A 10,584-nucleotide genomic window follows, 5' to 3' on the forward strand; every position below is an offset into this window, starting at 1 on the left:
GTGTGCAGCGATTCGTCGGACCGTAGGGTTGCCCTGCCGGAAGCGGAGCAACTTGGCTATGTCGCGCAGCTCGTCGTGGTGAGGGTCGGAGGACCCGGCGGACTTGCTCTTTGCCGTTGGTCTCCGCTGCCCAGAGTCGTTTCTTGGCGTGGTGCTCATGCTGCCAGCCCTCGCCCATTCGTAGCCTGCCCACTGCTGGGCGACGTGCTATCGCCGCCCAGCGCCTCTTCCGCTGCGGGTGCCGGATCGACGGGCGAGACCCCCTTCGCCAAGGGAGGGGGCGGGGCGCTGTCGCGGTCGTTGATGATCCAACCGGCCGCGTGCGCGGCGACCACGAAGACTATGGCTGTAGCGCCGACCGCAGCGAGCGGCTCGTAGCCGAGCCAGATCAGCGTGCCGATCACGATCAGCACGAGGAGCAGCACGACGACTCTCCATCGCCAACGGCGATCTTCGAGCCATGGCGTATGCGACATGGCGTTCTCCTTGAGGAGCCGACCAAAGACTTGATCGGTGTCGTTGGGTTGGTACCCGGGACTTTGTGGAGCCGTGCATATGGAGTTAGAGCCCGCGCTCCCCGACTAGTCGGGGCTGACAGTGCGCAGCGCCTCCACAGCATACTGTGGCAAGTCGATAAAGCTTAGCGGCCCCTGCCCGGCAACTTTCGCCGCACTTAATGACAAAGGTTGATCTTACGGCCCGAGAGACGCTAAGAGGGTCGAGGAGATCAACTCCTCGACCCTCTTCGAGCTGGCGCTCCCGCTGTCAGACAGGGCGCCGTCTCACTCCGTTGATCGCCCGGGTACCAACCAGACAACGCCTCGGAGCAGACTCCTGCTTAAGGGCAGGATTCTTCTGGCAACTATCCTGCGGCCTCCCCAGAGATTTCATGCACGCATTGAAACAACGTGGAATCTTACACGTTGTTTCAATGCGTGCATGAAGATCCCTTGAGACGGCTTTCCGGGGGGTAGGAGCACATGCCTAATCCGCGACGGGCGGCTGGTCTGCGTAACTGTTTCTTGGTGTTCCACTGAAACGAAGTTGAAACGCGCGTGGGGTGCTGTGCGCCATGCGCGTGGGTGATCCGTTCCTTTTAGGCGGAATGAGATGATGTTGGTCCCAGACTCAGCGCGCATGGTCTTTCTCGGCGATGTCGTGATGAACGGCCGACTGGGCTGACGAGACCGCAGCGTTCGGGAACATGGGAATCCTGCTCGGATCGGTGGTCGCGGTACTGGCTGCGAGGGCGGTGCTCGGCCCGGCCGCGCCGCTGCTGTGGTGGCTGGCAGCCCTGGCACCTGCGTGATCACGTCACCTTGTCTCTCATAGCTCGGCGAGGATGCGGGCGCGCTGCTCGGCGTACTCGCCGTCGCTGATCAACCCTTCGCGGTAGACGGTGGCCAGCTGCCGGAGTCTGTCGGCTATGGAGCCCGGGGTAGGAGTTGTCGGGTCGTTGTGAGGGTGCTTGGAAGGCTTGTCGGGATCCGACCCGACAACTCCGTTGTCACCGTGCAAGGCGTCTGGCGCTACCAGGGTGTCGACCGTCCCGGCTATCGACCAGAAGCATTCATCGAGAGCGGTGGCACTGCTGGCCGCGGTCGTGAGGTGGCGCAGGGTCTCCGGATCGCAGTCGAGTACGGCGGCCAGGCGTGTGCGGTGATCGGTGGCGGGCACGAGACGGCCGGCGAGGATGTCCAGCAGCATCGTCGCAGCGATGTCTGCCCGGCTGGCCAGTTCGGTGGGGGAAGCACCCGCGAACTCGGCGTAGACGCAGAGGTAGCGGGCCAGGGCTCGTCGGGCAGCCGGGGCCTGCGGGTCGATGGCTGCCACCAGAAGCCCGAACCGGATCCGATCCCGTCCGGCGGAGGGCTTGGGAAGGTCGATGACTGGTTTGGAACGCAGGGCGGGCGCGGCTACCAGTTCGAGGGTGACGCACTGCCGGGCGTACTCCTCGCGGACCGTCGCGACCTCCGCGGCGACGGCGCGAGCCTGGAACAGCTCATGTCTGGTCTGGTGGAACTGCTTTTCGAGCTGGTTGGCGCGCCGCGCCTCGTGGTTGCGTCCGTTCTCCGACGCTCGGAGGTTGATCAGGTAGCGGGCGGTCTCGTCCTTGAGTCGCTCTTGTAGCCGGGCCAGTCTGCGTTGAAGGACCAGGACCGACGGCTCGCTCTCGGGAACGTTACGCATGCCAGGCTTGCCAGGTGGCCGGCTGACCGGCCCGTTGTAACCGTGAGGCAGGTTGCCGCGAGCGCACTGGTACCAGCCCGCTGCCAGTGCCTGGATGCTGGCGGTGTCGCAGGTATCCGGCAGACACGCGATGATCAGCTCGGTCATCTCCCACGTCGGACCGAGGCGGTAGCGGCTGAGCTGTTCGGACAGCTTCTGCCGGCTCAAGCCGGGGAATTCCAGGCGGCGCATCCGCGCGATGCGGATGATCTGAGCCTGACCACCCATGCCCAGGTAGTCATCGATCAGGCTGCGTACGTAGAGGGTGTACTCGGCCGCGTCGGAGTTGGTGCATCGCCGCCTGATCGTGGCCTCGTCGACCACGTACGGGCGGGTGTTGCGGCGTGTGACGGCGCGGCGGTGACCGGTGCTCATGCGATCGTCCTTGAAGCACGAGGATGGACCGACAACGGTCAATGCTGTCGGGAGTCTGTCCGGAGCTCTATCCCGACATCAGAGATGCCAAGGACAGTTGTCCATGCCGATCACTGCTGACTGGCGGGTCGGTCAGGGTGCTCCGTGCAGCTCGGTTGGCCGCTCGATCAGCGCGGGGCACCCGCCATCTCTACATAATGCGAGAAGGCGGTGACAACATGCATCACTACGCGAGGTGTCGGCAAGCTGCGACTGGCATCTTCGACAGTCTGCTGACTCGGCTGGCGGCTCGACGAACGCGGCGTAGCAGACCTCCTGCACGTCCTGCCCGGCACCAGCCCAAACACCGCCAGGGCCGTCCATGGAGGGCGCGCCCGCGACGTTGATGACCAGTCGGGGTGGTCCACAGCTTGAGGTTAGAGACACAGGTGCAGCCGTCGAACTGACACCCGAGTCAAGCCGCTGATCAGGCCAGCAAAGACCTGGTGGTCCGTGGTTGAGGGCGAACACCGTGGAGACGCTCGCCCTCAACCGGGCGGAACTTGCGTCAGCTCCTCCAAGGGCCGAGGCCCAGGGCGACTAGCACGATCACGAAGATCTGGATCACCACCGTCTGGGGGAGCCGCAGTCGGATGCTCATCTCTATCACTCGTCTACCTCCTTCCTGGCAGCCTTTCCGTACGTGCCAACGAAGCGCCTATGCGCCAGCAGAGGCATAGGTGTTCAACAGCCCAGCCTGGGCCGGGCAGATTCCCCAGAATCGCTCCATGCCAGCCATGGGTTTCGGTCGCCGGTTCGGCCTGAGGTTTGTCGACATCTACCCGCCTGGTAGCACCGCCGGTGCTACCAGGCGGGTAGAATTAGGGTCATGACCGCGAAGCGCTCCATCAGCGTCCCGGACGACGTCGCTCAGTGGCTCGACGGCCAACCCAACGCCAGCGCCGCCATCACTGCGGCCGTCCGCGCCCAGATGGCCGGCGCCCAGCTCGACGAGGTGCTGCGCCGCGCCGGCATCGAGGTCACCGACGCCGGCAAGGCCCGCTGGCGCGACCGCCTCGCCACCCCCATCCTGGACGACGCCCTCGCAGAGGGACAGCGCCTGCTCGACGACGCCGCGTGAACGGCGACCAGGTCGCCGTCGTCCTGGACACCACCGCCCTCGCCGCGTACGTCGACGGACAGGTCTCGGTCGGTGAGCTGATCGCCGAGGTCGCCGACGAAGGCCGCACGGTCGGCGTGCCGGCCGCCTGCCTCGCCGCCGCCTATGCCGCCACCAGCAGCGAGGTCAGCACCGCCCTGCTCACGCTCCTGGCCGCCACCTCGGCCGTCACTGTGCTACCCCTCGGCGCCGAGCCCGGCATCGACGAGGCCCGCCAGACCGGCGTCCTCGCCCGCGCCGCAGGCGGTGACATCGCCCTCGGCCACGCCGCCCGCACCGCCATCGCCCACCAGGCGCACCTGGCCACCACCGCCCCCACGCCGGCCGCCGCCGTCCTACCCGCTGGCTGGAGCATTCTCGACCTCAGCCAGGCGTAACCCGCAAGCTCGTCGGCCGTGCTGGGCTCCTGGTGCCGGTCCTCCGGGGACTGCGACCAGATGTGAGGAGTACGAGCAGCTGGTCGCTCGCCAGGAGCGGCACCGGCAGCAGCGGGCACCTCAGGTGGATACCGCTACCGGCAAGCGGGTGGTATCCGCCGCGGCCGCCGTGGCCCGCGACTACACCCGCCCGTCGACCGAAGACAACGAGCACCCCGAGGTCGAAATGACCGTACGGTCAGCGTCCGACATCGCGCTACGCGGCGGCGGGACGCTCCCGCCGGGCGACCTGGGCCAGCGCGCGGACGACGTCGGCGGGTCGCACGGTGATCGGCTCGTCGCCGGCGGCGTCGAGCGTGGCGTAGTGCGCCTCCACGATCTCCCGCAGGATCGCCCCCGGCTTTACCCCCCGGGCTTCCGCGTCCTCCATAATCCGGCGGGCGATGTCGCTCGGGTACCGGGCGGACATGCTCACCTTCGTCGTCGGCGGGGTGTCGTCGACCACCGCGTCGGACCAGTCGCGGCTCTCCAGCGACTCCTGCGCCGCCCTGATGTCCTCTGCTCGGCTCATCGTCCGCCCCTCTCCATCAACTTGCGCAGCGGCTGCGCCTCGTCCTCGTCGAGCCACCGAGCCCCGACCACCACGTACTCGTCGTCGGTCTCCTCGATGAGCGCCACCGCCAGCAACCGCCCGTCCTGCAGCGCGCCAACGACGTGCATCACCGCGCCGATGTGGCGCACGATCCGGGGCCGGGCGGCGGTGAGCACGTGCAGGGCCGCCTGCCAGCCGACGCCGGCGCGGTCGAGCGCCTCGTAGCTGGTGTACGAGAACCGGTACGGGTCTACCGACATAGGGAAAGTATACAAACGCATACGCCGGGTGGAGTGGCTTCCGGGCAGGTAGCCGATGCTTCGCTCGTCTGCCCGGCGATCTGACCGCACCCGGCGACTGACGACCCGGAACCAGCTCCCGCCGGTAGGCGTTGGCCGGGACGTCGCCCCGACTGGCGCGGGCGGCGACCACTTGCACTCGAAGGCGCAAGTCCACGCCGACCACGAGAGCGCTGCTTCAGCGTCGGTCCGAACGCTGCCGGGCCGTGGTGGGCGACGGTCAGCGGCCGGCAGTGGGTGGCTGCCGCATCCGGGTCAGGGCGGCTTCGTGCCCGAGGTCGATCGCAGTGAGACGCTGCCGTAGGGCACTGGTCTCCCGGTCGGCTGCGTCCGGCCACCTGTCGTCGAGGGGCAGCACGGCGATCCGTTCCTGCGTTTCCGCGGCCGCCATCCGCCGGGCGGCCGGGTGATCGACGAGGATCGCCCGGATCGCGTGCGCCGCGTCCGCCGGGGTGATCGCCTCGAAGTCGGCGGGCAGCCCGGCGGTGAACGTGCCGTGTCCGACCGCGAGCACAACGGTTTTACCAGCCTGCCGGAGCCCATCGACGGCGGTACGCACCGCTGTGGTGACGAGCCGGCCCAGGTCGGTGCGGTCTCCGCCGCCGCGGGCGATCAGCACCCCGTCTAGTCCGGGGTCACCGGCGAGGGCGCGCAGGACGGCGGCGAGATCGTCGGCGGCGCCGGCCGCGTTCGCGGCGAACGTACGGTACTGCACGTCGAGGACCCCGCCGTCGAGTTTCGGCGCGATGTCGGAGCCGACATGCCCCCGGGACGTGATCACGCACACGCGAGGCCGTGGCGACGGGGTGCCGCGCAGTCCGGGCGGGCGCAACGCGTCGACGAGGTGCTGTTCGCGGCCGCCGGCGGCCCGGATCGCGCGCAAACCAGTGAAGTGCCGCCAGATCGCTTCCTCGAGCAGCAGCGCGTCCTCGCTGTCCGGATCGTCGAGGACGGCGACCAGGTGCGCGCCGGTGGGAACACCGGGCTGGGGACGGAACCGGAACGTAGCCTGCAGCGCCGTGTCGGCTTCCCGGCCCCGGCCGGCACGTTCGAGGACGGAGGCAACTGCGGCCGGCTCCAGGGTGGTCGTTACAGCCGGGCGCCGGTACTCCGGCGGGCGGGTGTACCGGATCGTCCACGGCATCGCGGTCAGCTGGCCGAGAGTGCGGGTCAGCAGGGTCTCGTGACGGCGCAGCCGGTCACGGTCGGCGTCGAAGATCTCGATGGTGAGGGTGAATGTTGGGCGGATGGTCTCCCCGGCGGTTTCGACGTGAACGCGGTGCGCGCGCAGGAACGCGGCGGCCGCGTCCAGGTGCCGTCCGGCAGCCAGCCGGGTAGCCAGCCGAGTGACGGTCAGGATCGAGCCGTGCGGCAGGAATGCCTCCGCGGGCGCGTACGCGGCACCGCTGGTGCGCCGCAGCGGATCCTGGGGGGCCGCAGCGGCGGCCGCGTCGCCGAGGTGCCGTCCGGCGAGCAGCAGCGCGCCGAGGTCACTGTTCGCGGCAACGCAGCCGACCAGGTCGTCGAGGATGCGCCTGCCGAGCCCGGCGGACCAGGTGCCGGTGCCGGGGTGCCAGCCGCACCCAGCGTAGTCGTGGTAGTGCCGTTCGGGTGGGACGGCGATGTACTCGCGGGCGACCGCGATGATGTCGGCGAGCCGGCCCACGTCGGCGGTGCCGATCAGGTCGTGGACGCCGGTCACCTCTGGCAGGCCGAGGCGGGCGGCGATGACGTCGCCGAGGTCGCGCACCTCGTCGTCGCGGGCGTCGACGCACGGGTAATCGAGCTCACGGGCGAAGTAGCAGCGCTCGTGCAGCCAGGTGAGGATGTCGGCCAGGGCGCGCCGGGTCGCCGCTTCGTCGAGGCGGCGTACGGGCACATGCCCGGATCCGACGTCGACGGGCCACCGCCGCGGGGAGTGCGTCACCTGGTGCGGCAGGGCGCGCAGGAATCCGTCCAGTTCGCCGGTGCCGGTCTGGCTGAACGCGGACGCGACATCGCCGGCGGTGAACGCGTCCTGCAGGATCAGTTCGGCCATGCCGTACCACTCGGTGCCGCCGCGGGCGAATAGTTCGGTGACGGCCGCAGCGATCGTGTCCGGGCTGAACCGCAGGCCGAGCCCGGCGAATACGCCGCCGTCGGTCGTGGGGCTAGGACCCGGGTAGCCAAAAGACGGGCTGGTGGCGGTTGAGCTGCCGGAAGGGGCGCTGGATGGCAGGGCGGAGCCGAGGTCGGGCATGCAGTTCAGCGTGCCCGCGGCCGGCGGTGAGAGGCAACCTCTGCTGGCCGGATACGCGGGCGGATCCGGCCGCGACGCGAGAGGCTGCTCATGCCATGCCAAAGATCATCGCTGGGCGTCACTATTCCGAACAATAGTCCCCGACCCCCGGATCCCTGCCTCACTGCGGCTCGCCGGCCGTGAACCGGACGGCAGTGAGGATGAGCAGGAGGGTGCCGCCGAAGCCCCCACCCCCCGTCAGCACGGCGGTGGGCGGGTTGAGGCCGCCAGCCCAGGCGAGCAGGCCAGCGGTGGTGCCGACGAGGACGGCCGTGAGGGCGGCGATCGCGAGCCAGAGGCCGCGGACGGTCAGGGTGGTCAACGGGCAGCCTTCCGATGGTCGAACTTGCTGATGAATCCATCGTTAGGCCTGCTCAGAGTGGTTGATCTCCGGACGTCGACTTGGGCTCATGGTTGTTCCAGCGTTGTCGTGATGCTGGGAAAGTGAGTCGTGAGTGGTGGGTCCTAGACTTCGGTTGTCAAAGCGTGACTTCCGAGCGGGGGCGGGCGTGCCGAGAACGTTGAGGATGCCGTCGAAGGACGTGCTGCCGGAAGGTCCTCGCCGCGCCTTCGTCGAGGAGTTGTTCACGCACTACCGGGAGGCTGGCCGGCCGACACTGCGGCAGATCGAGAGCTGGATCCGGGACAACGAGGACCTGCCGGGTACGGCGAGCACCGAGACCATCCGCCGCGTGCTGACCGGTGCCGTGGTGCCGCGTACCTGGGCAACCGTAGACGCCATTCTCCAGGCGTTCTGCGCCCTGGCGGACCGGAGCCCGGACGAATACCGGTGGCCCGAGGACAACTGGTCCGAGGTGACTCTGCGGGGTGAGCTGAAGAACCGCTGGAACGCTGTGCTCGATGACTACGAGGGTGACGTACCGACGCTGCCGCCCAAGCCGAGCCCTCCACCGCCACCGGCGCCTCGTGGCAACTTCGAGGACCCTTGGGCCAACATCGCCCCTGCACGTGGCAACTTCGACGAGGAACCGCCCTTCTGATCGACGTCGCGCTCTGGGCTGCTGCGTTGGCGGTTCAGTAACCCTCGAAAGCGCCGGTGTCTTCCTCCAGCGCCCAGGACAGGATTTGCTCGTCGGCAGGTACTCCGGCGGCGTCGAGTGCGAGGGCGGCGTCGGCGCGGAGATCGGCGAGGGCTTCGGTTCGGGTCCAGGGCTTCAGCCGGTCGTCACGCATCGTCTGGTAGTGCTTGAGCAGGGTCGAGCCGGCCTGCGCCCATCGCTCTGCGACGGCGCGGGCCTGAGCGGGAAGTACCTCCAGGAAGAGGTTGCGGATGCGTGGCTGGGAGGTGCTGGAGACCAACTGCAGGTCATCGAGTGCGAGGCTGGCGCGGACTTCCTCCAGCAGCCGGGGGTCGGTCTTGTCGGGCAGGGTCAGGTACTGCTTCTTGGTGTCGTGGACGATGAACCCGAGGTCCTTCGCCATCCAGAACAGCCACTTGTGGGCGCGGCGGCAGATCAGCACCGGAACGATCCGCTGACCGGGCAGCTCCTGTTGGAAGTGGGCGGCCTTGTAGAGGAGTTGGTGCACTTCTGCGTGTCGGGGGTAGAGGGTCAACCGCCGGTTCTTGATCTCGAACAGGATGGCGTGCGGAACGGGCAATCTCGCCACCGGGTCGTTGACGAGCATCCACGCGCCGGAGTCCAGGGGGCCTCTCACGCTGGCCGTGCCAAGGGTGGACACCTCTCCGAAGCCTGGCGTGATCGGTACGAAGCCGCGGTGCATCGCGTCGGTTAGCGAGGCACGCACGACGGCCTCGCCCGCTGGGCCGAACTCCGTCTTGCTCCACCGCAGGAAGCGGGCGTAGAGCATGGCCTTACGCCGGATGACCCGCTCGATGTATGTCCAGCGGCCGTCGACGTTGCCGGGGATGATCAGCTCGGTCGTGACCCCACCCTTGGTCGGGTGCTCCCAGGTCTGGATCTGCTCTTCTGTGGTGAGGTCCCGGACCGCCTCGCTGAGGATGTGTGGGAAGAAGGAGGCACGCCGACCGCTTCCAGGTTCTTCCCACACTCGCTCCCACAGCCGGGCTTCCAGCTCTGCGTGCGGCACAGCAAACTCGGCCTCAACCAGGTCGACGACGGCACCCTTGGCCAGTTCGACCCAGGCGGCACGATCCAGGCCCCGCACATCGCGGACGCCGTGGCCGTGGCTCACCGTAGGGCGCCGTTTCATTTCCTCCCCCACGGACGCCCCTACATAGAGATGTCTCTGGTTGGGGTGCGCTCATGATCCGCCCGGCGGCGGCAGCTATCGACGGTCGTTCAGTATAAGAGCGCCGAGGTGTGATCGCTTACTCCAGCGTCGAGGCCAAGAGCGTCAATGGAGCTCGCGTCCGTGGCGGCTCAACGGGCGTGGTTGTGGTCGGCTGCGCGGTAGGGTGCTGGTCGAGGCCGGTGAGACCGGCGCGGCGGCCGAGCCGCTCACCGACCCCGCGCGAGGACCGGGGAGGAACGCCTTGGCGGCGACCGAGGCTGAGTCGACCGCCGAGGCGGGCACGGCTTGGCGCTCGGATCGAAGGAGCAGCGCGAGGTTGTCCCAGACCAAGTTGGTCAGGCCGGCGCCGAACGCCTCGTCACCGTGAAGCTCGGCGAGGCGTACGACGGCCGCCGGGTCGTCGACATCGCTGATTGCTGTCGTCATCGCGGTGCCGTACGCGGTGGCGAACGCGACCTGGTCGTGGGCGTGGATGGCCGCTTGGACGTCGTCGGCGCGGAATGCCTGCTTGCTGCAGGCGTCCAGCAGCGCCCGGTCCTCGGGGGTGGTGGCCGCGACGATCGCGGCCGGCGTCAGAGGGTCTACTGGTTGGCGCGGACCGGCCGTGGCCGTGGGCGTCACGGTCGGCGCTACTGACGGTGACGCCGTAGGATGCCCCGCCCCGCTCGCACTCGGACCCCGGCCCTTGCGTGATCACGTCACCCTCGTCTCTTACAGCTCCGCGAGGATGCGGAGGCGTTGCTCGGTGTACTCACCGTCGCTGATCAACCCTTCGCGGTAGATCTTCCTACAGGCCCCGGGGGGCTCGATGTTGCTCCGGGCGAAGCGGGGCAACGGGCGGCATCTTCGATATCAGCCTCGCGGCATGGTCTGGCGGCATCTGCGCCACCAACGTCGCCGCAGTGCCTGAGGGCATTTCCTCCACCAGTCTTGCTGCGGGCACCGGCGGCATCTTCGATATCAGCCTCGCGGCATGGTCTGGCGGCATCTGCGCCACCAACGTCGCCGCAGTGCCTGAGGGCATTTCCTCCACCAGTCTT

General features: G+C 68.4%; 12 protein-coding genes. 3 read left to right on the plus strand and 9 right to left on the minus strand.

The annotated features are described in order from the left end of the window. Positions 1-155 precede the first annotated feature (155 nt). Both ACIBO1_RS26940 and ACIBO1_RS26945 read right to left on the minus strand, forming a co-directional pair. A complete protein-coding gene (locus ACIBO1_RS26940; protein ID WP_396751224.1) occupies positions 156-476 on the minus strand; it encodes a hypothetical protein in 321 nt (106 codons plus the stop codon). 850 nt (positions 477-1,326) lie between these two features. Then, on the minus strand, positions 1,327-2,646 hold the full coding sequence (locus ACIBO1_RS26945; protein WP_396751226.1) for an SHOCT domain-containing protein: 1,320 nt from the start codon (positions 2,644-2,646) through the stop codon (positions 1,327-1,329). An 826-nt stretch (positions 2,647-3,472) separates the two neighbouring features. Between ACIBO1_RS26945 and ACIBO1_RS26950 the strand changes: the two genes are divergently transcribed. Together ACIBO1_RS26950 and ACIBO1_RS26955 are read left to right on the plus strand one after the other, a co-directional pair. Then, positions 3,473-3,724, plus strand: a complete 252-nt coding sequence (locus tag ACIBO1_RS26950) for a hypothetical protein (protein WP_396751228.1) — start codon at positions 3,473-3,475, stop codon at positions 3,722-3,724. Further along, positions 3,721-4,140, plus strand: coding sequence for a hypothetical protein (locus ACIBO1_RS26955; protein ID WP_396751230.1), 420 nt, complete (start codon positions 3,721-3,723; stop codon positions 4,138-4,140). Before ACIBO1_RS26950 ends, ACIBO1_RS26955 begins: the two co-directional genes overlap by 4 nt. Positions 4,141-4,396: 256 nt before the next feature. Here ACIBO1_RS26955 and ACIBO1_RS26960 read toward each other — a convergent pair whose 3' ends face one another. The 4 genes from ACIBO1_RS26960 to ACIBO1_RS26975 all read right to left on the minus strand — a co-directional run bounded on the left by ACIBO1_RS26960 (position 4,397) and on the right by ACIBO1_RS26975 (position 7,631). Continuing rightward, complete coding sequence (locus ACIBO1_RS26960) at positions 4,397-4,711, minus strand: hypothetical protein (RefSeq protein ID WP_396751232.1); 315 nt, start codon at positions 4,709-4,711, stop codon at positions 4,397-4,399. Next, positions 4,708-4,992 (minus strand): hypothetical protein, encoded by a 285-nt coding sequence (locus tag ACIBO1_RS26965; RefSeq protein WP_396751234.1) that lies wholly within the window; start codon positions 4,990-4,992, stop codon positions 4,708-4,710. The genes ACIBO1_RS26960 and ACIBO1_RS26965 overlap by 4 nt, the downstream gene beginning before the upstream one ends. Positions 4,993-5,251: 259 nt before the next feature. Next, entirely contained in the window at positions 5,252-7,270 is a 2,019-nt protein-coding gene (locus ACIBO1_RS26970; protein WP_396751236.1) for a hypothetical protein, read from the minus strand. A 160-nt stretch (positions 7,271-7,430) separates the two neighbouring features. Further along, a complete protein-coding gene (locus tag ACIBO1_RS26975) occupies positions 7,431-7,631 on the minus strand; it encodes a hypothetical protein (RefSeq protein ID WP_396751238.1) in 201 nt (66 codons plus the stop codon). Positions 7,632-7,836: 205 nt separating this feature from the next. On the opposite strand from ACIBO1_RS26975, the gene ACIBO1_RS26980 reads away from it, so the two are divergent. Continuing rightward, on the plus strand, positions 7,837-8,310 hold the full coding sequence (locus ACIBO1_RS26980) for a hypothetical protein (RefSeq protein ID WP_396751240.1): 474 nt from the start codon (positions 7,837-7,839) through the stop codon (positions 8,308-8,310). A 34-nt stretch (positions 8,311-8,344) separates the two neighbouring features. Here ACIBO1_RS26980 and ACIBO1_RS26985 read toward each other — a convergent pair whose 3' ends face one another. The 3 genes from ACIBO1_RS26985 to ACIBO1_RS26995 all read right to left on the minus strand — a co-directional run bounded on the left by ACIBO1_RS26985 (position 8,345) and on the right by ACIBO1_RS26995 (position 10,577). Continuing rightward, entirely contained in the window at positions 8,345-9,484 is a 1,140-nt protein-coding gene (locus tag ACIBO1_RS26985; RefSeq protein WP_396751242.1) for a hypothetical protein, read from the minus strand. Positions 9,485-9,646: 162 nt separating this feature from the next. Further along, positions 9,647-10,165, minus strand: a complete 519-nt coding sequence (locus ACIBO1_RS26990; RefSeq protein ID WP_396751244.1) for a hypothetical protein — start codon at positions 10,163-10,165, stop codon at positions 9,647-9,649. 166 nt (positions 10,166-10,331) lie between these two features. Further along, positions 10,332-10,577 (minus strand): magnesium transporter MgtE N-terminal domain-containing protein, encoded by a 246-nt coding sequence (locus tag ACIBO1_RS26995; RefSeq protein ID WP_396751299.1) that lies wholly within the window; start codon positions 10,575-10,577, stop codon positions 10,332-10,334. Positions 10,578-10,584 lie beyond the last annotated feature (7 nt).

Source organism: Micromonospora sp. NPDC049903, assembly GCF_044460945.1.
GTDB lineage: Bacteria > Actinomycetota > Actinomycetes > Mycobacteriales > Micromonosporaceae > Micromonospora.

Bases quoted from the DNA above. Each gene is read 5' to 3' on its own strand.
- ACIBO1_RS26940 (WP_396751224.1), bottom strand. From the start codon at position 476: ATGTCGCATACGCCATGGCTCGAAGATCGCCGTTGGCGATGGAGAGTC.
- ACIBO1_RS26965 (WP_396751234.1), bottom strand. From the start codon at position 4,992: ATGTCGGTAGACCCGTACCGGTTCTCGTACACCAGCTACGAGGCGCTC.
- ACIBO1_RS26950 (WP_396751228.1), top strand. From the start codon at position 3,473: ATGACCGCGAAGCGCTCCATCAGCGTCCCGGACGACGTCGCTCAGTGG.
- ACIBO1_RS26970 (WP_396751236.1), bottom strand. From the start codon at position 7,270: ATGCCCGACCTCGGCTCCGCCCTGCCATCCAGCGCCCCTTCCGGCAGC.
- ACIBO1_RS26980 (WP_396751240.1), top strand. From the start codon at position 7,837: ATGCCGTCGAAGGACGTGCTGCCGGAAGGTCCTCGCCGCGCCTTCGTC.
- ACIBO1_RS26960 (WP_396751232.1), bottom strand. From the start codon at position 4,711: ATGAGCCGAGCAGAGGACATCAGGGCGGCGCAGGAGTCGCTGGAGAGC.